General features: G+C 60.9%; 17 protein-coding genes. 15 read left to right on the top strand and 2 right to left on the bottom strand.

From position 1 onward, the window contains the following. The first annotated feature begins 219 nt into the window (after nucleotides 1–219). The 4 genes from KW848_RS27415 (at nucleotide 220) to KW848_RS27430 (ending at nucleotide 4,550) form a co-directional block, all read left to right on the top strand. On the top strand, nucleotides 220–1,599 hold the full coding sequence (locus tag KW848_RS27415) for a PepSY domain-containing protein (protein ID WP_218538659.1): 1,380 nt from the start codon (nucleotides 220–222) through the stop codon (nucleotides 1,597–1,599). Nucleotides 1,600–1,810: 211 nt separating this feature from the next. Next, nucleotides 1,811–2,599: an ABC transporter ATP-binding protein gene (locus tag KW848_RS27420; RefSeq protein WP_218538660.1), complete on the top strand. Its 789-nt coding sequence runs from the start codon at nucleotides 1,811–1,813 to the stop codon at nucleotides 2,597–2,599. Continuing rightward, the gene (locus KW848_RS27425) at nucleotides 2,596–3,543 is read left to right on the top strand and encodes an ABC transporter substrate-binding protein (RefSeq protein ID WP_218538661.1); all 948 of its coding nucleotides are present in this window, start codon (nucleotides 2,596–2,598) and stop codon (nucleotides 3,541–3,543) included. Before KW848_RS27420 ends, KW848_RS27425 begins: the two co-directional genes overlap by 4 nt. Continuing rightward, nucleotides 3,540–4,550 (top strand): iron ABC transporter permease, encoded by a 1,011-nt coding sequence (locus tag KW848_RS27430; protein ID WP_218538662.1) that lies wholly within the window; start codon nucleotides 3,540–3,542, stop codon nucleotides 4,548–4,550. The genes KW848_RS27425 and KW848_RS27430 overlap by 4 nt, the downstream gene beginning before the upstream one ends. Before the next feature lie 26 nt (nucleotides 4,551–4,576). Here KW848_RS27430 and KW848_RS27435 read toward each other — a convergent pair whose 3' ends face one another. Beyond that, nucleotides 4,577–7,927, bottom strand: coding sequence for a DUF4329 domain-containing protein (locus tag KW848_RS27435; protein ID WP_218538663.1), 3,351 nt, complete (start codon nucleotides 7,925–7,927; stop codon nucleotides 4,577–4,579). Nucleotides 7,928–8,212: 285 nt separating this feature from the next. On the opposite strand from KW848_RS27435, the gene urtA reads away from it, so the two are divergent. The 11 genes from urtA (at nucleotide 8,213) to ureC (ending at nucleotide 18,484) form a co-directional block, all read left to right on the top strand. Continuing rightward, nucleotides 8,213–9,478, top strand: coding sequence for an urea ABC transporter substrate-binding protein (urtA, locus tag KW848_RS27440; protein ID WP_218538664.1), 1,266 nt, complete (start codon nucleotides 8,213–8,215; stop codon nucleotides 9,476–9,478). Nucleotides 9,479–9,639: 161 nt separating this feature from the next. Continuing rightward, nucleotides 9,640–11,142 (top strand): urea ABC transporter permease subunit UrtB, encoded by a 1,503-nt coding sequence (gene urtB / locus KW848_RS27445; protein WP_218538665.1) that lies wholly within the window; start codon nucleotides 9,640–9,642, stop codon nucleotides 11,140–11,142. Beyond that, nucleotides 11,142–12,221, top strand: coding sequence for an urea ABC transporter permease subunit UrtC (gene urtC, locus KW848_RS27450; RefSeq protein WP_111449216.1), 1,080 nt, complete (start codon nucleotides 11,142–11,144; stop codon nucleotides 12,219–12,221). Before urtB ends, urtC begins: the two co-directional genes overlap by 1 nt. After that, entirely contained in the window at nucleotides 12,218–13,090 is an 873-nt protein-coding gene (gene urtD, locus KW848_RS27455; RefSeq protein WP_218538666.1) for an urea ABC transporter ATP-binding protein UrtD, read from the top strand. Before urtC ends, urtD begins: the two co-directional genes overlap by 4 nt. Before the next feature lie 133 nt (nucleotides 13,091–13,223). Then, nucleotides 13,224–13,922, top strand: a complete 699-nt coding sequence (gene urtE / locus KW848_RS27460; RefSeq protein WP_218538667.1) for an urea ABC transporter ATP-binding subunit UrtE — start codon at nucleotides 13,224–13,226, stop codon at nucleotides 13,920–13,922. Between the two features lie 30 nt (nucleotides 13,923–13,952). Next, nucleotides 13,953–14,792 carry an urease accessory protein UreD gene (locus KW848_RS27465; RefSeq protein WP_218538668.1) on the top strand — a complete coding sequence of 280 codons (840 nt, stop codon included), beginning with the start codon at nucleotides 13,953–13,955 and terminating at the stop codon, nucleotides 14,790–14,792. A gap of 159 nt (nucleotides 14,793–14,951) precedes the next feature. Continuing rightward, nucleotides 14,952–15,254: an urease subunit gamma gene (locus KW848_RS27470; protein WP_218538669.1), complete on the top strand. Its 303-nt coding sequence runs from the start codon at nucleotides 14,952–14,954 to the stop codon at nucleotides 15,252–15,254. Between the two features lie 9 nt (nucleotides 15,255–15,263). Further along, the gene (locus tag KW848_RS27475; RefSeq protein ID WP_218538670.1) at nucleotides 15,264–15,797 is read left to right on the top strand and encodes a GNAT family N-acetyltransferase; all 534 of its coding nucleotides are present in this window, start codon (nucleotides 15,264–15,266) and stop codon (nucleotides 15,795–15,797) included. 6 nt (nucleotides 15,798–15,803) lie between these two features. Further along, nucleotides 15,804–16,337, top strand: a complete 534-nt coding sequence (locus KW848_RS27480; protein WP_111449220.1) for a GNAT family N-acetyltransferase — start codon at nucleotides 15,804–15,806, stop codon at nucleotides 16,335–16,337. Then, nucleotides 16,337–16,642: an urease subunit beta gene (locus KW848_RS27485; RefSeq protein ID WP_008146494.1), complete on the top strand. Its 306-nt coding sequence runs from the start codon at nucleotides 16,337–16,339 to the stop codon at nucleotides 16,640–16,642. The genes KW848_RS27480 and KW848_RS27485 overlap by 1 nt, the downstream gene beginning before the upstream one ends. Before the next feature lie 141 nt (nucleotides 16,643–16,783). Continuing rightward, nucleotides 16,784–18,484 carry an urease subunit alpha gene (gene ureC / locus KW848_RS27490; RefSeq protein WP_076028825.1) on the top strand — a complete coding sequence of 567 codons (1,701 nt, stop codon included), beginning with the start codon at nucleotides 16,784–16,786 and terminating at the stop codon, nucleotides 18,482–18,484. 102 nt (nucleotides 18,485–18,586) lie between these two features. On the opposite strand, the gene KW848_RS27495 is transcribed toward ureC, so the two are convergent. Then, the coding region (locus KW848_RS27495) for an NEL-type E3 ubiquitin ligase domain-containing protein (RefSeq protein WP_218538671.1) at nucleotides 18,587–23,211 on the bottom strand (4,625 nt) is incomplete at its 5' end.

Genomic DNA, 23,211 nt, shown 5'->3' on the forward strand with positions numbered 1-23,211 from the left:
TCGTCGGAGCGCCGTCCGGAGCAACCTCGCTCCCACAGGTTAAACACCGGCCATGTGGGAGCGGGCTTGCTCGCGAAGACGGCGGCATAGCCGACATCAATGTCGCCTGATACATCGCTTTCGCGAGCAAGCCCGCTCCCACAGGGGGCCAGTGTTCAACCCTTGTTTGCGATCAATTACCCAACAACTAAAAGACCCAAGCCTAGCGGAGCACACGTGATGAAACAGCCCAAACCGAATTTCTACAACCTGGCCTGGCGTTGGCATTTCTATGCCGGTCTGTTCGTCGCGCCTTTCATGGTGATGCTGGCCCTGACCGGGATCATTTACCTGTTCAAGCCGCAACTCGACCCGTTGATGTACGCCAGCCTGCTGAACGTCCCGGCCGGGCATCACAGCGTCCCGGCCGATGACCTGCTCAAGCGGGTGAAAGAGGCTTACCCTCAAGCCACGATCAAGCAGTATTTGCCGCCGGTCAACGCCGAACGCAGCGCGCAATTTGTCGTGCTCGATGGCGGTAACGAGCTCAACGTTTTCGTCGATCCCTACCACGGCGATGTCCTCGGCGAGCAAGACGCGAAAAAGAATCTGCAAGCCGTTGCGCGAGCGATTCATGGCGAATTGATGATCGGCACCGTCGGTGATCGACTGATCGAACTGGCCGCCGGTTGGGGCGTGGTGCTGGTGGTCTCCGGCGTCTTTCTGTGGTGGCCGCGCGGCCAGGCGGCCGGCATCCTGTGGCCACGCTTGAGCAGTCGCGGTCGAGTGCTCTGGCGTGACCTGCACGCGGTGACCGGGTTCTGGGGCGCGTCGTTGCTGCTGGTGATGCTGCTCAGCGGCATGACCTGGACCGGGTTCTGGGGCAAGCAATACGCGCAAGTGTGGAACGTCTTTCCGGCCGCGATGTGGGACAACGTGCCCCAGTCCGATGTCGAGGCCCGCAGCCTCAATACCGCCACCCGCCAGACCGTGCCTTGGGCCATGGAAAACACACCGATGCCGATGTCCGGCGACCACGCCGAACACATGGCCCACAGCGGCACGCAAGCGGGTCCCGCCGCACCGACCATCAGCCTGCAAGACGTGCAGGACATCGCCGTGCAACGCAAGGTCGAACCGGGTTACAGCATCACCTTGCCGACCACGGCGACTGGCGTGTTCACCATCGCCGTGTTCGCCGACGACCCGCGCAACGACGCCACCTTGCATATCGATCAGTACACCGGCAATGTCCTCGCCGACGTGCGTTTCGAGCAGTACGGCACCGTCGCCCGCGCGACGGAAATCGGCGTGATGTTGCACGAAGGCAAGATGTTCGGCCCGCTCAACCAGATCATCATCCTGCTGATCTGCCTGATGATTCTGCTCAGCGCCGTCAGCGGTGTGGTGATCTGGTGGAAGCGCCGTCCAGACGGCAAGTTTGGTGTTCCACCGTTGCGTCATGACTTGCCGAAATGGAAAACCGCGATGGTCATCATGTTCGCACTGGCGGTGGCGTTCCCGTTGGTGGGCGCGTCCCTGGTGGTGGTCTGGCTGCTCGATCGGGTGCTGCTGTCGCGATTCAATCGGCAAACTGAATCGGCCTCACCTTCATCATGAAACAGGCGAGATGCGCGGCTTAGAGGGATCTGTAGACTTCCCGCGCTTATCTCCCGGTCATTTTCAGTGTTACTGTGTAACGCAAAATGCCGTTCTGATCCAATGGCCCCTTCGCGAGCAAGCCCGCTCCCACATTAGATCGCATTCCAGAGTGGGAGCGGGCTTGCTCGCGAAAGCGTCATCAGCATCACCAATATCTCAGAGCAAATGCATGACCTCGCTGAACCTCACGAACCTCGCCTGGACACCCCTGGGCCACGGCCATTGTCATCACCAGTTTCAACTGCGTGATGCAACCTTGCACGTGCTCCCCGGCGAGTTCGTCGGTCTGATCGGGCCCAACGGCAGCGGCAAAACCAGTCTGCTGCGCTGTGCCTGGCGCTTCAGCAAACCCGAGCGCGGCGAGGTCAAGCTCGACCACCACAACGTCTGGAAGCAATCCTCGCGCTGGTGCGCGCAACGCATCGCCGTGGTCCTGCAGGAATTCCCCGACGCCTTCGGCCTCACCGTCGACGAAGTCGTCGTCATGGGCCGCACCCCACACAAAGGCCTGTTCGACGGCGACACCCTGGAGGACAGAAAACTCGCCACCCAGGCCCTCGAATCAGTCGGTCTGAAAGGCTTCGAGGATCATGCCTTCGTCACCCTCTCCGGCGGTGAAAAACAGCGCGTGATCCTCGCCCGCGCCCTGGCTCAGCAACCGCAAATGCTGATCCTCGACGAGCCGACCAATCACCTCGATCCGCGGTATCAGCTCGAACTGCTGCAGCTGGTCAAACGCCTGAAGATCGGCACCCTGGCGAGCATCCACGACCTCAATCTGGCGGCTGCTTTCTGTGATCGGCTGTACGTGATCAATCATGGCTGCATCGTCGCCAGCGGCACGCCGAAAGAAGTCCTGACCGCGCCACTGCTGCGCGACGTGTTCGGCGTCGAAGCGCTGATCGATGAACATCCCTTGCACGGCTACCCACGAATGACCTGGATCACCCAACCATGACTTTGCGTTCCCTGCTTTGCGCTGCTCTGTTGCTGGGCAATGCCCAAGCATTTGCCGAGGCCACGCGTTACCCGCTGACGATTCAGAGCTGCAACCGCGAAGTGACCTTCAAGCAAGCACCGAAACACGCGGTCAGCCACGACATCAACATGACCCAGATGATGCTCGCCCTCGGCCTGAAATCCAGCATGGCCGGTTATAGCGGTGTGACCGGCTGGAAGTCGGTCACGCCCGAGATGCAAACCATCCTCGACGGCTTGCCGGAGCTGGCGGCCAAGTACCCGTCGGTGGAAACCCTGCTCAACGCCAACGTTGATTTCTTCTTCGCTGGCTGGGATTACGGCATGCGTGTGGGCGGTGACCTCACACCGCAAACGTTGCAGCCGCTGGGCATCGATGTCTACGAGCTGACCGAGTCCTGCGCGTTCGTGATGAAGCGTCCGCCGGCCAGCCTGGAAGACACCTACAACGACCTGCGCAACCTCGGCAAAATCTTCGACGTGCAGAATCGCGCCAATGCCTTGATCGCCCAGATGCAATCGCAGGTCGCCGAAGTGCGAAAGGATCTGCCGGCAGACAAACCGCGGGTGTTTCTCTACGACAGCGGTGAGGACCGGGCCATGACGTCCGGTCGCCTCGGTATGCCGCAAGCGCTGATCGACGCCGCTGGCGGGCGCAATATTCTGGATGACGTCGAAGCGAGCTGGACCCGGGTCAATTGGGAGAACGTGGTCGAGCGCAATCCGCAGGTGATCGTCATCGTTGATTACGGCGAAGTCACCGCCGAGCAGAAGCAACAGTTCCTGCTCAACAACAAGGCGCTGCAATCGGTGGACGCGATCAAGAACCGGCGCTTCATCGTGATTCCGTATGTGCAGGCCACGCCGGGGATCGACAACGTGCTGGCGGTCGAAACCCTGGCCAAGGGTTTGCGCGGCGAATGATCAATCGTCGCTACGCCTTGTTGCTGGTGGCCCTCGGCGCGTTGTTGCTGGTGTCGTGCGTGGTGTCGCTGGGCTTTGGCCCGGCGCGGGTGCCGGTGGAGGTGGTGTGGCGGATTCTGTTGCACAAGATGTTCGGTGTCGGCGTGCCGGACTGGGCCGCCGGACAGGAACACATCGTCTGGCTGATTCGCGTGCCGCGCATGCTATTGGGTGCGCTGGTGGGTGCCGGACTGGCGCTGATCGGTGCGGTGCTGCAAGCGGTGACGCGCAATCCGCTGGCCGACCCGCATTTGCTCGGGGTCACCTCCGGCGCGACCCTCGGTGCCGTGATCGTGGTGCTGCATGTCGGTGAAATCGTTGGCCTGCTGACCTTGCCGATCGCCGCGTTTATCGGCGCCTTGCTGAGCATGCTGATCGTGCTGATGATCGCTAACCGCAACGGGCGTCTGGACAGTGATCGGCTGCTGTTATGCGGCGTGGCGGTGTCCTTTGTGATGATGGCGATCGCCAATCTGCTGCTGTTTCTTGGCGACCATCGCGCGAGTTCGGCAGTGATGTTCTGGATGCTCGGCGGGCTGGGTTTGGCGCGCTGGGAATTGCTCGCGGTGCCGGCGGCCAGCGTATTGCTGGGGCTGGTGTTGCTGCTGGGCATGGCTCGACCGTTGAATGCGTTGATGGCCGGCGAACAGACCGCCGTAACCCTTGGCCTCAATGCTCGCACCGTGCGTTTGCGGGTGTTTTTGATTGCGTCGCTGATGACGGGGGTGCTGGTGTCGATCAGCGGGTCTATCGGGTTTGTCGGGCTGATGGTGCCGCATATCGCACGTCGGCTGGTCGGGGCCGAACACCGGCGATTGCTGCCGGTGTGCGTGCTGTTGGGCAGTGTGTTTCTGGTGTGGGTCGATGTCGCCGCCCGCACCCTGATCGCCCCCGAGGATTTGCCGATCGGCGTGGCCACGGCGGCGATTGGCGGGTTGTTTTTTATCGGTCTGATGCGCAGGCGCTGATGCCAACGGTTGTGACCGCCCCCTCTTTACAACTCATCCCTCGTGGGGTGGGGGAAGATATCCTGAACCTGTTGGCGTCTGAGGCTCCAGTCGGAGCCCAGGCGCCTGGCCTGATTCCAGAAATACGCAGGCTTGAGCACCTGCAAATTGCCGATGTCCGCCAGACGGGTAATAAACACATCGGTCGACAGCACGGTGGCCCACTTGCCTTCGACGAGCTGAACGGGCTGGGTCAGCAGCAATGTTCGTTCCGAGGCTGAATAGGTTGGCGTGTATTTAAGCAATGCTCCATAACGCGTCGAATAGTAGTAGGCGTTGATATCGAACCCTTTGGCTTTCAAGGCATGGGTGTGCGCATGCACCTGGGCTGGAGAGGCGAAGTTTGCGTCAGTTGCATCGGAGCGTTCGGCCAGTGTCGAGCCTGCTGCCTGGAAAAGCTGATGACCGGCCACCAATGTGTAGCCGTCGGGAAAACGTGGCGGCTTATTGCGCGATGAGGTCAAGGGATCACTCGCAATACGGAAAATTCGCTTGATGGCTTCATTGGGATACCCAGGGTCTGCAATGGGCTCCAGTGCCACAAAGGAATTGCTGCCGGGGCGGCTCAAAATCCCGCTGGCGTGCACCGTCGTTTGACTCTCGTGACTGCCCAGCCGCGACTGCGCATAAAGGGCCGCGTCGTCAGGATGATGGAACATCGGCCCCAAGGCTGGCGCAGGGCTGTTGGCCCACTGCTCATCGACGGAAACAGAAGGCATGCGGGGCCGCCAGTTCTGGCCCACTTTGCCTTTTCGGGACCAATAGGCGCTGGTCACCAGGACCTCCAGTTCTCCGGACTTGGCCATTCGCTGGATGTAACTGCTCAGCCTGAACCTGCCCTCACCGATGTCCTTCCAGTCACGCTGTGCGTGCTCAAGCGCGGCAAACGGATTGTCCTTGAATTCGTACTGGCCGAATTTGTCCCGCGAAAGGTCCGGGTCGAAGGGGCTGAGCAACAATCGCAACAAGGCACCATCGGCGCAGGAGAAATAAATCGGTCTGAAGCCATGGGGCGTTCGCGCAGCGTCACGGGCCAGACTGACGTCCACGGGGGAAAGGAAATGCCGGTAATCATCGTCCGACAGCTTTTGCGGCACTTGCCCCGCGCACAGGTGAATCGCGCTGCTGACGTGAGAAGAAGGCAGTACACCGGGAAAGATACGCTCATACGCTAACCATGTGCCTTGCACGTCAATGGGCAGAGTCGCAATGAAGGCGCCGGTACGGGTATTTTTCAGAATGAATCCAAAACCTGTCGCTGAACGATTGCGTGCACGTTCATGAGCGAAACAGGCCGCATCCTGTTCTCGAAGGTACATCGGGCTGCAGGCCGGCTCGGCAACCGCTCGTGCATAGCCGGAAGTTACCGAGGCGGCCGGGGGATAGGCTTCGAATTCTGTCACTTTACGAGCCGGGCCCCATAGCGGGCTCCCTGAAACCACTTGCAGGTAACCGGACTTCGCCAAGCTTTTTACCCAGTCTGTCGGTGACAGCAGCCCCCGATAGATTTGCTCCTTGATCGATGCGGCATCCAGCTCTCGCCCCGGCTTGCCCGAAGTGCCCAGGGCAATGGCCAGGTCGGCTTTGAATCGTGCCCATAACCCGGCCCGATAGCGAATGGTCGCGCCGTCCGGCGCCAGAAAGTATTCATCGTACGTTTGCCCTTCCCGGGTGAATGCGGTGTACGCGACATCGGCGGAGAGCATGTTGAGATACACCTCCTTGTCGACTGTCGACAGCAGCACCGGCAACTCGCGAGGCACTCGGGAGCGATAGCGCGCAACGATCGAACACCCCGCCGGAAACTGGCCAAGCGTCACGGCTTCGTCCGGGAAGACCCACGGGATATCAAAGTCTTCTCGCAGGATAGCGATCGGATCGGTGGCCACAAAAAAACCATCGGCTCGTTTCAGGATCACACCGCCAAACGCCTTGGCGCTAACGCTCGGTATTTGCGAACGCACATGCAGAGCCGCATCATCAGCCGTCAGAAATACCGGGCCAAGGGTGCGCCGTTGCAGGTTCATGCTCGACTGCCAGTACTTGTCGACCCCCCCTTTACTGTCCCAGCAGACATTGGTGCGCATCACCTGCAACGCACCGCTGTTGGCGACCACTCGGACAAAACCCGTCGGGGTCAGCACACCACTGGCCAAATTTTTCTGTATCTCCTCCAGCCCCATGCCGGGGGTGTCGTTGTCGAACAGCTTGGTGCCCTTGCGCGGGACGTATTTGAGCAGGGCTCCGTCCTGAGTCGAGACGTAGAGAGGAATGACCCTGTCCGGGTCCAGCACCGGACGTTTGTTGGAGTCATAAACCACTACAAACAGATCCCTGGGCACAATGAAGTGGTGCGCCAGCCAGCGCCTGGCCGGGTCGCGGGCATGCTTGACCCGTTGGCGCGAATAGTAAAAAGCGTGGAGCTTGAATGACTCGGGATAGTCATAGTCCCCGGCCTTGCGGGAAATGCCAAACAGGCTGCGCAACGAGTAAAGCTTGTCTCTCCCATCGCTGACCGGGACCAGTTCAGTGGCGATGTATTCTTCCTTGCCTTGTTGTTTGAGGATGAATCCGAACCAGGTTCGTTCTTCGTCATGCAGCTCGGTGTCTTTGGCGTAGCGCTCGAGTGCCGCCTCATCGGCTGACCGGGAAACCGCACCAAACGACACCCGCTGCGGCACGCTACGTTCCCACGGACCGGCGGCAACAGGGCCGGTTATTCTTCCCCGAGGCCGCCAGCGACCGTTGCTGACGAGGACTTGTAAATCGCCGGCCGCCGCCGCTTCCTCGACGAATTGCTCCGGTTTGATGACTCCCGTCTTCATTCCCAGGGCAAACACGCCAGGTGCGGCCTCGGTGCCCAGTTGCGCCAGCAGGCTCGACGTACCAAGCCTGTCGGGAGTGAAACCGATCAGGCTGTTTTCGGCCCCCGAAAGATAAGCCGGCAGACCGCTCCGCAGGCTGTTGCGCAGTTCGTCAACGCTGAACATCAACAGGCTGGTCGCGGCATCTTCGACAGTCCACTTCAGCTGAGTAACCTTGGCGACGTCGAGCGTCGAAAGCGCAGGATGCGAATAGAAACGACTGTGCAAGACATGCTTGTCGGGGATCACCTTGTGATGGGAAGTCATGCTGACCGGATGCCCGGTCAGGTCGGTGAGCACAAACCGGTGATCGTTTCGCTGAAGGATATAGCCGTAATACCCGCGGTTACGGTGGCGGCCGATTCGCTCATGGGCATAACGAGCGGCATCGTCTGCGGAAAGAAACGCCCTTTCCAATAGGTTCAGTGCCGATCCCGACGGGGTCGACGCGAGTTGTTGGGGTTGTTCGTCCATGCAGTGGAACTCCATTGAGTCATTCAAGGGTGGTCCTCACTCTCGCACCGCAAAGCATTGCGCAAGCGGTACATAGTTACTACTTCGTGCGCTCGGCACCACTTGGACGCATCGCCATGCACGCAAGCGTTTTTATGCCCGTTCACGGTGCAACAAGTAGCTGCGCCGAACGTTTTCACCCCCGCGCAAAAGCACTTGCGGTGTTAGGCACAGCCCTTGCTAAAGACCCTTCAGTAGTCCGCATCTGCCAACCAAGAAAATTCATAAGTTCATGGAGATCGCACAATGAAGCGTCGCAGCTTGATCAAGGCTTTCACACTGTCGGCAAGCATTGCCGCGATGGGCATGACCTGGAGCCTCCAGGCCGCCGAGACCATCAAGGTCGGTATTCTGCATTCGTTGTCCGGGACCATGGCGATCTCCGAAACCTCGCTCAAAGACATGGCGCTGATGACCATCGATGAGATCAACGCCAAGGGCGGCGTGAACGGCAAGATGCTGGAACCGGTGGTGGTCGACCCGGCATCGAACTGGCCGCTGTTCGCCGAAAAGGGCCGTCAGTTGCTGACCCAGGACAAAGTCGCCGTGGTGTTCGGTTGCTGGACGTCGGTGTCGCGTAAATCGGTGTTGCCGGTGTTCGAGGAGCTCAACGGCCTGCTGTTCTACCCGGTGCAGTACGAAGGTGAAGAGATGTCGCCGAACGTGTTCTACACCGGCGCCGCGCCGAACCAGCAAGCGATCCCGGCGGTGGAATACCTGATGAGCGAAGAAGGCGGCAGCGCCAAGCGTTACTTCCTGTTGGGCACCGACTATGTCTACCCGCGTACCACCAACAAAATCCTGCGCTCGTTCCTGCACTCCAAAGGTGTGGCGGACAAGGACATCGAAGAGGTCTACACCCCGTTCGGTCATAGCGATTACCAAACCATCGTGGCCAACATCAAGAAATTCTCGGCCGGTGGCAAGACAGCGGTCATCTCCACCGTCAACGGCGACTCCAACGTACCGTTCTATAAAGAGTTGGCCAACCAGGGCTTGAAAGCCACCGACGTTCCGGTCGTGGCGTTCTCGGTCGGCGAAGAAGAACTGCGCGGCATCGACACCAAACCGCTGGTGGGCAACCTCGCGGCCTGGAACTACTTCGAGTCAGTCGAGAACCCGGCGAACAAGAAATTCGTCGCCGACTGGAAAGCCTACGCCAAGAAACACAACTTGCCGGGCGCCGACAAAGCGGTGACCAACGACCCGATGGAAGCCACGTACGTGGGCATCCACATGTGGGCGCAAGCGGCTGAGAAAGCCAAGTCCACCGACGTCGACAAAGTCCGCGAAGCCCTTGCCGGCCAGACCTTTGCCGCACCGTCGGGTTACACGCTGACCATGGACAAGACCAACCACCACCTGCACAAACCGGTGATGATCGGCGAGATTCAGGCGGACGGTCAGTTCAACGTGGTGTGGCAGACCGAAGGGCCGATCCGTGCTCAACCGTGGAGCCCGTACATCTCGGGTAACGACAAGAAGCCGGATTATGCGGTGAAGAGCAACTGAGTCACTGGTTGTCGGACCGAGCCCCAAGCCCGGGCCCGACACAAATCCCTGTGGGAGCGGGCTTGCTCGCGAAGACGGCGGCACATCCAACATCCATGTGTCTGACACACCGCATTCGCGAGCAAGCCCGCTCCCACATAGTCCGCGCAAGGCGACTCTTTATGCCCACTGCCCTTTACCGTTTCATCCTCGCCCTCGCGCTCTTACTGCCGATGGCCGCGCATTCTGGCGACGCCGAAGACTTCGTCGTCGCCAATCCCATGCAGCAAGCCAGGCTTCTGGAAGCCTGGGCCGCGCAGCCCGATGCCGCCCGCATCGAACTGATCAACGCCCTGCAACAAGGCGAGTTGAGCGTCGACGGCCAACCGAAAACCTTGCGCCTGAACAATCGCCTGCGAGGTCTTATCGATACCGCGCTGGCCAGCCATCAATTGCTCGCGACCGACGCCAAAACCCGTCTGGCCGCCGCGCAACAATTACAGAAAAGCGCCAAACCGGCGCAGTTGAAATTCCTCGACCAGCAACTGGCTGGCGAAAAAGATGAAAGTGTTCACGCCGCTTTGAGCCTGGCCCTGGCCAATCTGCAACTGGTGGACACCGACCCGGCCGTACGCCTCGCCGCTGTGCGCCTGCTCGGTGAAACCGGTGATCCGCTGGCTCGCACCCGCCTCGAAAGTCTGCTGCAACCCGGTGTCGAAGCCGACGCGGGCGTACGCACCGCTGCCGAAACCAGTCTGGCCCAGGTCAAACGCAAACTGCTGATCGGCGAGATCCTCGGCCAGGCCTTCAGCGGCATGTCGCTGGGTTCGATCCTGTTGCTTGCCGCACTCGGTCTGGCAATCACTTTCGGCCTGCTCGGCGTGATCAACATGGCTCACGGAGAGATGCTGATGCTCGGCGCCTACTCGACGTACGTGGTGCAACTGATGTTCCAGCGCTTCGCCCCGCAAGCCATCGAGTTCTATCCGCTGATCGCGTTGCCGGTGGCGTTTTTCGTCACCGCCGCCATCGGCATGGCGCTGGAGCGCACGGTGATTCGTCACCTCTACGGCCGCCCATTGGAAACCCTGCTCGCCACGTGGGGCATCAGCCTGATGCTGATTCAGCTGGTGCGACTGGTGTTCGGCGCGCAGAACGTTGAAGTCGCGAACCCGGCCTGGTTGTCAGGCGGGATTCAGGTGTTGCCGAATCTGGTGCTGCCGTACAACCGCATCGTGATCATCGCGTTCGCGCTGTTTGTGGTGGTGCTGACCTGGCTGCTGCTGAACAAGACGCGCCTGGGCTTGAACGTGCGCGCCGTCACCCAGAACCGCAACATGGCCGCCTGCTGTGGCGTGCCGACCGGGCGCGTGGACATGCTCGCCTTCGGCCTCGGTTCGGGCATCGCTGGCCTTGGTGGCGTAGCCCTCAGCCAGATCGGCAACGTCGGCCCGGACCTCGGCCAGAGCTACATCATCGACTCGTTCCTGGTGGTGGTGCTCGGTGGCGTTGGTCAGTTGGCCGGTAGCGTGCTGGCCGCGTTCGGCCTCGGCATCGCCAACAAGATTCTCGAACCGCAGATCGGTGCCGTGCTCGGCAAGATCCTGATCCTCGCGCTGATCATTCTGTTCATCCAGAAACGTCCGCAAGGCCTCTTCGCACTGAAAGGACGGGTGATCGACTGATGAATCAGCCCCTGCTCGTTACCGCAACACAAAAAGCCGGTCCCAAAGTCACGATCGCCGTTGGCGCGGTGATCCTCGTTCTGTTGCTGGCGTTGCCGCTGCTGTCGTTGTTGTCGCCGGACAGCGCATTTCACGTCTCGGCTTACACGCTGACGCTGGTGGGCAAGATTCTTTGCTACGCCATCGTCGCCCTCGCGCTGGATCTGGTCTGGGGATACGCCGGTCTGTTATCCCTGGGTCACGGTTTGTTCTTTGCCCTCGGCGGTTATGCGATGGGCATGTACCTGATGCGCCAGGCCTCGGGTGATGGCTTGCCAGCGTTCATGACCTTTCTGTCGTGGACTGAATTGCCGTGGTACTGGATCGGCACCAGCAGCTTCCTCTGGTCGATGTGCCTGGTGGTGCTGGCGCCGGGGTTGCTGGCGCTGGTGTTCGGTTTCTTCGCCTTCCGTTCGCGGATCAAGGGCGTGTATTTCTCGATCATGACCCAGGCCCTGACCTTCGCCGGGATGCTCCTGTTCTTCCGCAACGAAACCGGGTTTGGCGGCAACAACGGCTTCACCAATTTCCGCACCATTCTGGGCTTCGGCATCACGGAACCGGGGACTCGCGCGGTGCTGTTTTTCGCCACGGTGGTGTTGCTGGTGGCGAGCCTGTTCATCGGCTGGCGTCTGGCGCAGAGCAAGTTCGGCCGGGTGTTGACCGCCCTGCGCGATGCGGAAAACCGCTTGATGTTCTGCGGCTACGATCCACGCGGTTTCAAGTTGTTTGTCTGGGTGTTGAGCGCGGTGTTGTGCGGCCTGGCCGGCGCGTTGTATGTGCCGCAAGTCGGGATCATCAACCCAAGTGAAATGTCGCCGACCAACTCCATCGAGGCCGCCGTGTGGGTGGCGCTGGGTGGTCGCGGCACGCTGATCGGCCCGCTGCTCGGCGCCGGTGTGGTCAACGGCATGAAGAGCTGGTTCACCGTGGCGTTCCCGGAATACTGGCTGTTCTTCCTCGGCGCACTGTTCATCGTCGTGACCTTGTACCTGCCCAAAGGCGTGATCGGGTTGCTGAAAAAAAGAGGTGAGCAATGAGAGTGACTGCAACGGCTGAATTCATGCTCGAACCGGCGTTTTTTCCACCACTGGAACCCAACCGGGACGCCGGCAGCAGCCGTGACGCTATTGGCCTCGGCCAGCGCGCCAGCCCCGGCCTGAACACGCGCCACGGCACGATCCTGACCCTGGAAGACATCAGCGTCAGCTTCGATGGCTTCAAGGCGCTGAACGATCTGAACCTGTACATCGGCGTCGGCGAATTGCGCTGCATCATCGGCCCCAACGGCGCGGGCAAGACCACGCTGATGGACGTGATCACCGGCAAGACCCGACCCAGTCACGGCAAGGCCTGGTTCGGCGAAACCCTCGACCTGACGCAGATGAGCGAAGTGCAAATCGCCCAGGCCGGCATCGGTCGCAAGTTCCAGAAGCCGACAGTGTTCGAAGCCTTGAGCGTTTTTGAAAACCTGGAACTGGCGCAGAAAACCGACAAATCGGTGTGGGCCAGCCTGCGGGCGCGCCTGAGTGGCGAGCAGAAAGATCGCATCGGCGAAGTGCTGGACACCATTCGCCTGACCCCCTCGGTCAATCGCCCGGCGGGTTTGTTGTCCCACGGTCAGAAGCAGTTTCTGGAAATCGGCATGTTGCTGATGCAGGACCCGCAACTCTTGTTGCTCGACGAGCCGGTGGCGGGCATGACCGACGCCGAAACCGAATTCACCGCCGAACTGTTCAAGCGCCTGGCGGGCAAGCATTCGCTGATGGTGGTGGAACACGACATGGGTTTTGTCGGCTCCATCGCCGACCACGTCACCGTGTTGCACCAGGGCAGCGTGCTGGCCGAAGGGTCGCTGGAGCAGGTGCAGGACAACGAGCGCGTGATCGAGGTTTATTTAGGCCGATAGACCTGCAAATACCTATCCAATGTGGGAGCGGGCTTGCTCGCGAAAGCGGTGTGTCAGGCAGCGAATATGTTGAATGCCAGTCCGCATTCGCGAGCAAGCCCGCTCCCACAGGGGATCTGAGGAGATCTGGAACATGCTGCAAGTCGACAAGCTGCACCAGTATTACGGCGGTAGTCACATCCTGCGGGGCCTGACGTTTGAGGTGAAGGTCGGTGAAGTCACCTGCCTGCTCGGGCGCAACGGTGTGGGCAAGACCACCCTGCTCAAGTGCCTGATGGGTTTGTTGCCGGCCAAAGAAGGCGCGGTGAACTGGGAAGGCAAAACGATCACCGCGTTCAAGCCACACCAGCGGGTTCATGCCGGGATCGCTTACGTGCCGCAGGGTCGGGAAATTTTCGGCCGACTGACCGTGGAAGAAAACCTGTTGATGGGCCTGTCGCGATTCCCCGGCGCTGAAGCCAAGGAAGTCCCGGCGTTCATCTACGAGCTGTTTCCGGTGCTGCTGCAGATGAAGCAGCGCCGCGGCGGTGACTTGTCCGGTGGCCAACAGCAGCAATTGGCGATCGGCCGAGCGTTGGCCAGCCGTCCACGCCTGCTGATTCTCGACGAACCCACCGAAGGCATCCAGCCCTCGGTGATCAAGGAAATCGGCGCGGTGATCAAGAAGCTTGCGGCACGTGGTGATATGGCGATTTTGCTGGTGGAGCAGTTCTACGATTTCGCCGCCGAACTGGCCGATCAGTACCTGGTGATGTCTCGGGGTGAGATCGTGCAACAGGGTCGCGGGGAAAATATGGAGGCCGAGGGTGTGCGCGGTCTGGTTACGATCTAGTCTGTAGCGTCCCGACGATAATTAGACATCATGAATTTACCTGTTCCCACTGCCGTATTTACCCCGAGCTGGCACGCCGAGCTGGAACTCGGCTACGCCCGATTCGGCGACAGCACGCGCCCGGTTCAGCGCCGGCACAAAGGCCCGCTGCGGGTGCAGAAGCATCTGTATGCCGAAGGACCCGAGGTTTGCCAGCACATCATCGTGCACCCGCCGGGCGGGATTGCCGGTGGCGATCGGCTGGACATCTCGGCCAGTGTCGGCCGTGATGCCTGGGCGCAAATCACCAGCCCCGGCGCGGCCAAGTGGTATCGCGCGGCGGGGCCCGCTTATCAGAAGCTCGACTTGAAAGTAGCCACCGGCGCGACACTGGAGTGGCTGCCACAGGAAACCATTATCTTCAGCGCCGCTCAGGCTGAGCTCAGCACCTCGATTGATCTGGAAGGCGATGCGCGATTGTTTTACTGGGATGTTGTGGCGCTGGGTCGCCCGGCCAGCGGCGAGCGTTTCGACCTCGGGCATTTTCAGGCGCAGCTGGACATCCGCCGCGACGGTCAGTTGCTCTGGCATGAACGCCAGCGCATTGTCGGAGGCGATGGTTTGCTGGATTCGCCGATTGGCCTGGATGGGCAGCCGGTGTTTGCGACCCTGTTGGTGACCGGCGACATCGATAGCGATTTACTGGAGAAATGCCGCTCGCTGCCCCATGACGTGCGCGGAGATCTGACCCAGTTGCCCGGGCTTTTACTCGCCCGCTGCCTGGCCAGTGAAGCGTTGTTGGCGAGGGGGTGGCTGATTGATTTGTGGCAACTGCTTCGGCCGGCATTGCTCGGCCGCGAAGCCGTCCCCCCCAGAATATGGAGCACCTGAATTGCTTTTCTGTGGGAGCGAGCCTGCTCGCGATGGCGGTCTCAAAGCCAATATCTTCACTGGATGTGACGACCTCATCGCGAGCAGGCTCGCTCCCACAGGGGTTTCGTGTTTACAGATCCGAATACCTTTTTTATCTGCCGATATGGATTCCAAACGATGGACCTGACCCCACGCGAAAAAGACAAGCTGCTGATCTTCACCGCCGGCCTCGTGGCCGAGCGGCGTTTGGCGCGCGGCGTGAAACTCAACTACCCGGAAGCCATGGCCTTCATTTCCGCAGCGCTGCTCGAAGGCGCCCGCGACGGCCAGACCGTGGCCGAGTTGATGCACTTCGGCACCACCCTGCTCAGCCGCGAACAAGTGATGGAAGGCATCCCGGAAATGATCCCGGAGATCCAGGTCGAGGCGACCTTTCCCGACGGCACCAAACTGGTCACCGTCCACCAACCGATCGCCTGAGGCCGCGCCATGATTTATCACATCCGCGATGCAGCGCACGCCGACTTGCCGGCGATCCGCGACATCTACAACGACGCCGTGCTCAACACCACGGCCATCTGGAACGAACAGGCCGTGGATTTGGGTAACCGCCAGGCCTGGTTCAGCGCCCGTCAATCCCAGGGCTACCCGATTCTGGTGATTGTCGACGGCGACAACACGGTGCTGGGCTACGCTTCATTCGGTGACTGGCGGCCGTTCGACGGGTTCCGTCACACCGTCGAGCATTCGGTTTACGTGCGCAGCGATCAGCGTGGCAATGGTCTCGGCCCGCAATTGATGACCGCGTTGATCGAGCGCGCCAAAGGCTGCGACAAACATGTGATGGTCGCCGCCATCGAAAGCGGTAACGCCGCTTCTATTCGCCTGCATGAACGAGCCGGTTTCGTGACGACCGGCCAAATGCCCCAGGTGGGCACCAAGTTCGGTCGCTGGCTGGACCTGACTTTTATGCAACTGACCCTCAATCCTGGCGCGGAGCCGCCGACCGCCAACAAGGAGTAATTTGCCATGAACGCCGCCCAACTGCGCCGCGTCAATGTTGAAAGCTTTGCGCACTATCGTCAGGGTTTGATTGATCTGCTGCTCGACGCCGTCGGCTATGGCGCCAGCGTCGGGTTCATGGCCGATCTGGACGCCACCCAGGCCCGTGCCTATTTCGATGATGTTCAGGACAACCTGAACAAGGGCAACGTGCTGCTGTGGGTGGTGGTCAAGGACGAGCAAGTGCAGGCCAGTGTGCAGCTGACCCTGTGTCAGAAAGCCAATGGCCTGAACCGCGCTGAAGTGCAAAAAATGTTGGTACGTGAACACGCCCGTCGACGCGGCCTGGGGCAACAGTTGATGAGTGCTTTGGAACAAGCCGCCCTTCAGCACAAGCGCGGCATGCTCTACCTCGACACCGAGGCCGGCTCCCCCGCCGAAGACTTCTACAAAGCCCTGGGTTACACCAAGGCCGGTCAAATTCCCGACTATGCCTGCGACCCGAGCGGCCAGTACAAACCGACCGCCCTCTACTACAAGATTCTCCAAGGAGCCCATTGATGATTCCCGGTGAATACCAGATCCAGCCCGGTGATATCGAACTCAACGTGGGCCGCCGCACCGTCAGCCTGAAGGTGGCCAACAGCGGCGACCGGCCGATCCAGGTTGGCTCGCATTACCACTTCTTCGAAACCAACGACGCCCTGACCTTCGACCGCGCCGCCAGCCGCGGCATGCGCCTGAACATCCCCGCGGGCACCGCCGTGCGCTTCGAGCCGGGGCAGAGCCGCGAGGTCGAGTTGGTAGACCTGGCCGGGCATCGCCGGGTGTTCGGGTTTGCCGGGCGGATCATGGGTGACCTGTAAGTAATGCGGTGTCTGCGCTGGCCCCTTCGCGAGCAAGCCCGCTCCCACAGGGGAATGCGGTCAACTGTGGGAGCGGGCTTGCTCGCGAATCTGTGAGCGAAGCGAACAGTCTCAAATTCAATTGAATCTCAAGGCGAACGAATGAAGATTTCCCGTCAGGCCTACGCCGACATGTTCGGCCCCACCGTCGGTGACAAGGTCCGTCTGGCCGACACTGAGCTGTGGATCGAAGTCGAGAAAGACTTCACCACCTACGGTGAAGAAGTGAAATTCGGCGGCGGCAAAGTCATCCGCGACGGCCAGGGTCAAAGCCAATTGCTCGCTGCAGAGGTCGTGGATACGCTGATCACCAACGCGCTGATCATCGACCACTGGGGCATCGTCAAGGCCGATGTCGGCCTCAAGGACGGGCGCATCGCCGCCATCGGCAAGGCCGGCAACCCGGACATCCAGCCGAACGTGACCATCGCCGTCGGCGCCAGCACCGAAGTCATCGCCGGTGAAGGCATGATCCTTACCGCGGGCGGCATCGACACGCACATCCATTTCATCTGCCCGCAGCAGATCGAAGAAGCCTTGATGAGCGGCGTCACCACCATGATCGGCGGCGGCACCGGCCCGGCCACGGGCACCAATGCAACCACCTGCACGTCCGGCCCGTGGCACCTGGCGCGCATGCTCCAGGCCGCCGATGCGTTCCCGATGAACATTGGCTTCACCGGCAAGGGCAACGCCAGCCTGCCGGAGCCGTTGATCGAACAGGTCAAGGCCGGTGCCATCGGCCTCAAGTTGCACGAAGACTGGGGCACCACCCCGGCCAGCATCGACAACTGCCTGAACGTCGCCGACCAGTACGATGTACAAGTGGCCATCCACACCGACACCCTCAACGAGTCCGGTTTCGTCGAAACCACCCTCGCCGCGTTCAAGGGCCGCACCATCCACACCTATCACACCGAGGGTGCGGGCGGCGGGCATGCGCCGGACATCATCAAGGCCTGCGGCTTTGCCAACGTGCTGCCGAGTTCCACCAACCCGACCCGGCCGTTCACCCGCAACACCATCGACGAACACCTCGACATGCTGATGGTCTGCCATCACCTGGACCCAAGCATTGCCGAAGACGTGGCCTTCGCTGAAAGCCGCATCCGTCGCGAAACCATCGCCGCCGAAGACATCCTCCACGACCTCGGTGCGTTCTCGATGATCAGCTCCGACAGCCAGGCCATGGGCCGCGTTGGCGAGGTGATCACCCGCACCTGGCAGACCGCCGACAAGATGAAAAAACAGCGCGGCCCGTTGCCCGGTGATGGTGAAGGCAACGACAACTTCCGCGCCAAACGCTACATCGCCAAGTACACGATCAACCCGGCAATCACCCACGGCATCAGCCATGAAGTGGGTTCGGTGGAAGTGGGCAAATGGGCCGACCTGGTGCTCTGGCGTCCGGCGTTTTTCGGCGTCAAACCGACGCTGATCCTCAAGGGTGGCGCCATCGCCGCCAGCCTGATGGGCGATGCGAACGCGTCGATCCCCACACCGCAACCGGTGCACTACCGCCCGATGTTCGCCAGCTACGGCGGCTCATTGCATGCCACCAGCCTGACCTTCATCAGCCAGGCGGCACAAGACGCCGGATTGCCCGAAGCGCTGGGTTTGAAGAAGAAAATCGCCGTGGTCAAAGGCTGTCGCGAGGTGCAGAAAACCGACCTGATCCACAACGATTACCTGCCGAACATCGACGTCGATCCGCAGACTTATCAGGTCAAGGCCGACGGGGTTCTGCTGTGGTGTGAACCGGCGGATGTGCTGCCCATGGCGCAGCGCTATTTCCTGTTCTGAAGGTTCAAGGCACAAGAAAAAACCCTGAGTGCGCCAACACACACTCAGGGTTTTTCTGTTGTATCACCCGTTTCTTGAAGCGGGGTTTCAGCCAGCAGCTGGTCAGCTATTGGTGTCCACCGTAAAGAGCGGAGGTTCAACCCGTTGCAGTTTTGCCCGGTCCATGGCTTGTTGAGTCAGTTGTTTGAGAAGGGTTTCACGCTCCGCCTTGATCAGGTCAAGCTCGGCGGCAAACGCTTCATCGGTCACGACTTGCCCCGGCGCAAAGGCACTTTCAGGTTTACCGAGTTCGGCGGCCAGTATCCTTATTTCTTCCTTCAGCTTCTCTCGCTCTTCCAGTGTCAGGTCCGTGCGGGAGGCTCGTTCGTCAAGAGCAACCTTGAACTCGGTCGTCGCTACCGTCTTGCGATCAAACGCCCTGAAACGTGCGCGATTCGAACGCTGCACATAAGTCCGCCAAAATGGCTGCTCGGCAATCGAATCACGCAGCAGATCACCCTCCTCCAGCCCCAAGACCCGCTGATAGGCGTTTTCGATCATTTCGCCGGTAACGCCCGCGATCTGGCGAAACTGCATTCCACGCGCCTGCCAGGGCAGGTCAAGCCGTTCTGCCAGGTCCGTCATGAACGCGAGGTGAACCTCGACCTCGTCAATGGTTCCGCTGACATTGCCTTGGCCGTCGACACGTCGAAAACGTTCACCCGCGGCCTCGCGGTCGATGATATGGCGACGGGCGACTCGCTCGATTTCATCCAGGCGGCTCTTACCCCTGGCCAACTCGATCAACTGCGCTTCAGTCAAACTGGGGTTGCCCAGTTCAAGGGCTTCCTGGACCAGCACATCAACCCCCAGAACATTGAATAGCTGGGTCGCGCCATCCACGCATTGGGTGCGCATCGAAGCTTCGGTGAAAAACTTCGTGCGCAGTTCAGCGTCCCTGGCCATGGTCTCGATCATCCGCCACATCTTGGCCGTCAGATCGGTTCGATAGGCGCCACCGGCGGTGAAGTCCGCCGATTGGGTCAGGCGCCTGATCTCGTCGAAGAAACCGGTCGAGTTGAACTCGTCTTCAAGCGCATCCCAGAGCTTTTGTTTCTCTACCCACTCGTCAAAGGTAATACCTTGCTGCCAGTCCAGGGTGTCACGCACGCCCCGGGGTGGATACGGGCGGTCAGGGTCCAGTCCTGTTGACCTGATGTATTCCTTGAGCAGCTCCAGGTTTTCGGGGGACATAAAGGGCGGTTGGCGGCTGAGCAACGTACGTGCCAGCAACTCCGCGTCGACCGAACCTGACGTGACTTCGGGTATGTGTGTGAGCAGGTTGCGCTGCAGGTCCAGATAGATATGCCGGGGGCGCGGAAGGTCGAACAGCCCCGGCGGCCAAGTGGTCGCTCCGGTGTCGTACAGAAGCAGTGTGTGCAGGTCGGGCATGCGACCGATGTTCGGCAGCAGACTCAACGGATTGCCGGCCAGCGCCAGTGTTTGCAGCTTCGTGCAACGGCCGAGCATTTCGACATCGGCGGGCTTCAGTACAATCCGGTTTCCCGTGAGTTCGAGGAAATTGAGGTGCGGCATGTCGGCGATGTGTCGCGGCAAAGTGGTCAGTTTATTGCGACCAAGGTCCAGGGCTCGCACCTTGCGAAACGGCTTTAGAAAGGACTGTTCCGCATCGGTAATACCGGCGTTATATAGTTTCAGGTACGTGACATGGTCGAAATTGCCCTCCAGCGCCGGCATTTTTTTGAAATGCAGGTTCAGCGGAAAGCTGCTCAGGTCGAGCTTCTGCCCAACCACATTGCCGAGCGAGTCAAACTGTTTTGGCCCGGTACGCTGCCAGCACTGCCTGATTTTTCGGGCGAATTGATTCCTGGCATTCCACTCCCCGACGCCACTGGGACTCAAACGAAAATCCCGGGTCGGCGAATTCACCCATCGCTTCAGCGTTGAACTCAACCGTTCGAACTCAAGTTCAAGCTCTTCGAGCTGCATATCGACCGGAATCCCTTGTTGGTTGAAACGCTCCAGCAACGCAGTGGATTCTTCCTCCGTGAAAGCGGGGTAGAGTTTTCTGATCCGCGCCTGGGAACTTTGCTCCCCACGCCCGCCGGCGAGTTCACGCAAATACCCCAACATGCCGCCTGGCAAGCGCATGGTTTGCGAGTCGTACACCGGTTTACGAATCGGCTGCTCAAGCAGGATCGGTTCGAATTGCTCGTGGCTGAGTGGTGAACGCCGCACCGCACCCTTGAGCCGTGCACTTTCGTGAATGTCATAACCCAATGCGTTTCGTTCGGTATCCGGCAGGGCATGCAACACCGAGGCGTAGAGATCGTCGGTACCGTGCAGGTGCTGGTCCTCCGCGCCCCGCGCCTGATAACGACCATCCTCACCCAGCACCAATACTTTGCGGATCGGCGCATCCGCCGCCCCTACGCTTGCGAGCAGATCCCCGGAAAATCCCAAATGACGAATTTCGATCCGGACTTGCGTCGACCATCCGGGCAGGCTGGCCAGCGTGGCCAGTTCGAGCCGGCGAGTATCGGTACTTTCCAGTTCATCGAGGTAGAGCCCTTCATACGCCCGGTTCAAGCGCACGCGCTCCTGCGCCCGGCGTGTCTGCTGGCGCAAACGCAGCGGCAGGCGCTGTTTCTCGGCCAGGTGTTTCAGGTCGGCGGGCTCGGCGTTGTCGAGTAATTCTTGCGCAACGCTGCCGGGCAGTTGCGGGTAATCGTCCACCAGCAAACGCACCTGCGCGCTGTCGGACACATCGCGGCTCTTGTATAGCGCGTCGAACAGGCGCTTGTGTTGTTTGCGCGCCTGCATGGCCAATCGGCTGCGCAGCGCGTCGATCCGTGAGGGCGTGTCATTGGCGACCTGCTGGCCAAGCATTTCCCGCAGCTCGGTCGGGTTCAGGGAGTCAATCACTCGCTCAGGCAGTTTCCCGGCCACCACCTCCGAGCGGCTGATTTTGATGGTCTGCGGCTCAGCGGCCATGCTGTTGCCATGTTTGACGGATGCCCCGGTGCTATCATCGCCTTCGAACACTTCCAGGGCTCGGGACTCCGGCCAGCGTGGCAGCTCGACCAGAGTCGCCGGCAGAAAACCGGACATCTCCTCCGGCACCTGATTCGCCAGGATTTGCTCGGGATAGCGTTCCGCGTCGGCGTAGGTATTGAAGCGCTTGAGGGTGTCGCGCAGCAGCGCTGGCGGCGTTTCATGCTCGGCATGCAGCCGGCGCAACACGCCCTCTTCAACGCCACTCACCTTCTGGATTTTGGCCAGGGTGGCGGCCGAGTAATCCTCCAAAGAGTCGTCCAGTCGACGCATCAGGCGAGTCGTGTCCCAAGCCAGCGGTTGCTCGGTTTCAGCTTTCCAGGCGCCGGCGCCGTTATGCTCCACCGCCGGTTGATAAGCGTTGGGCCGGGTCGGATGTTGCAGGCGATGCTCGCCCGTCGCCGGGTCCTGGCGCACCTGGTAATGCTTTTGTTCCAGGCGCAGCCATTGCTGATCGTTGTGTCGATACAGCCCCAGGTCATCGGGTTTGGCCTCGGTCGGCAGCGTCACCGGATGCTCGTACGGCGTCAGGTCCGGTTTCCACAGGCGGGTCTTGCCCGTGGGCAGCTCCACCGGTTTGAGGTTGTCGATCAGCGGACTGGGGGTGATCGGGATCCGGGCCGCCTGCGGGATGACGTGCCCGGCGCTCATCAGGGCCAGTTGCGCAAAGTTGATGATGACCCCGTTGATGTGCGCCGACGCCTCGTCGCGGTCGCCCTTGCTCCAGTCTTCGATGCCTTCCAGCAACTCTTCGGCCATCTGCGCCACCATCAGCGCCAGCATGGCTTCGCCCAGCCCCGGCACCAGCATCGCGGCAAAGTTGAAGACGTTCCAGCCGATGTCCAGGTAGCTGCTCAGGCGCTTCCAGCGCGTGGCGGCGTCCTCATCGCCGGTCGGGACGGCAATCGCGCGCGCGTCGCTGAGCGCCTTGTCGCGCTTGAGCCGATACAGCTGCGGCCACAGTTCACCCGACAGTCGGTTGGTGACGGGTTCGGCATTCGGGTTCTCCACCGCGGTTTCCCGCCACCAGGGCCCCATGTCCAGCGGCTCGCGCTGCTGCCAGGTGATCCGGCTCAGGCGCTCGCGGACCCGGGCAAAGAACCGGCCCTGGTCCTTGTGCGCCACGAAGCGGCTGAAGAACGCCTGATAGTCCGGCTCGCGCAGTTGGCTGATCAGCGTTTTCATGAAATCCGCCAGCGAGGCGTACTCTTTCAGCGGGTGCTGCGGGTCGTCCGGCACATAGGCAATCACCGGGCCGCTCAAGCGACTTTGCCGGTAAATGTCGCGCTGGCGCAGCATCTCTTCGCTGACCCCGGCCGGGCCATTGGCGAAAAACGCCTGCAGCAGTTTGAACTTGTCCAGGTCGAGGCCCGGTGACATCACCGACAACACGCTCGACCAGTCGAGCCAGGAAGCCCGCACGTCAGGGGCCAGGGCCTCCACCGCCGCCTGGATCAGGCCCGCATCGCCCTCGGCGCTGAACAACACCACACCGTGCAACTTGAACCCCATCAGCGACAGCCGATGCAGGTGCAGCGGCCGCCGATGAAAACGGATATCGCTTGTATGCTCGCGGACCTGGCGCAGCACCCCGTAGGCGTTGGAACTGATGTCGTCTTTCAGCAGGGCGATCAGCGAGGCCAGTTCGAACGCCGCCTTTTCACTGGCGGCGC

It is taken from the genome of Pseudomonas sp. PDM25, assembly GCF_019219045.1.
Lineage (GTDB): Bacteria > Pseudomonadota > Gammaproteobacteria > Pseudomonadales > Pseudomonadaceae > Aquipseudomonas.

Coding starts and splice junctions, on each gene's coding strand:
- KW848_RS27415 (WP_218538659.1), top strand. CDS start 220: ATGAAACAGCCCAAACCGAATTTCTACAACCTGGCCTGGCGTTGGCAT.
- KW848_RS27420 (WP_218538660.1), top strand. CDS start 1,811: ATGACCTCGCTGAACCTCACGAACCTCGCCTGGACACCCCTGGGCCAC.
- KW848_RS27425 (WP_218538661.1), top strand. CDS start 2,596: ATGACTTTGCGTTCCCTGCTTTGCGCTGCTCTGTTGCTGGGCAATGCC.
- KW848_RS27430 (WP_218538662.1), top strand. CDS start 3,540: ATGATCAATCGTCGCTACGCCTTGTTGCTGGTGGCCCTCGGCGCGTTG.
- KW848_RS27435 (WP_218538663.1), bottom strand. CDS start 7,927: ATGGACGAACAACCCCAACAACTCGCGTCGACCCCGTCGGGATCGGCA.
- urtA (WP_218538664.1), top strand. CDS start 8,213: ATGAAGCGTCGCAGCTTGATCAAGGCTTTCACACTGTCGGCAAGCATT.
- urtB (WP_218538665.1), top strand. CDS start 9,640: ATGCCCACTGCCCTTTACCGTTTCATCCTCGCCCTCGCGCTCTTACTG.
- urtC (WP_111449216.1), top strand. CDS start 11,142: ATGAATCAGCCCCTGCTCGTTACCGCAACACAAAAAGCCGGTCCCAAA.
- urtD (WP_218538666.1), top strand. CDS start 12,218: ATGAGAGTGACTGCAACGGCTGAATTCATGCTCGAACCGGCGTTTTTT.
- urtE (WP_218538667.1), top strand. CDS start 13,224: ATGCTGCAAGTCGACAAGCTGCACCAGTATTACGGCGGTAGTCACATC.
- KW848_RS27465 (WP_218538668.1), top strand. CDS start 13,953: ATGAATTTACCTGTTCCCACTGCCGTATTTACCCCGAGCTGGCACGCC.
- KW848_RS27470 (WP_218538669.1), top strand. CDS start 14,952: ATGGACCTGACCCCACGCGAAAAAGACAAGCTGCTGATCTTCACCGCC.
- KW848_RS27475 (WP_218538670.1), top strand. CDS start 15,264: ATGATTTATCACATCCGCGATGCAGCGCACGCCGACTTGCCGGCGATC.
- KW848_RS27480 (WP_111449220.1), top strand. CDS start 15,804: ATGAACGCCGCCCAACTGCGCCGCGTCAATGTTGAAAGCTTTGCGCAC.
- KW848_RS27485 (WP_008146494.1), top strand. CDS start 16,337: ATGATTCCCGGTGAATACCAGATCCAGCCCGGTGATATCGAACTCAAC.
- ureC (WP_076028825.1), top strand. CDS start 16,784: ATGAAGATTTCCCGTCAGGCCTACGCCGACATGTTCGGCCCCACCGTC.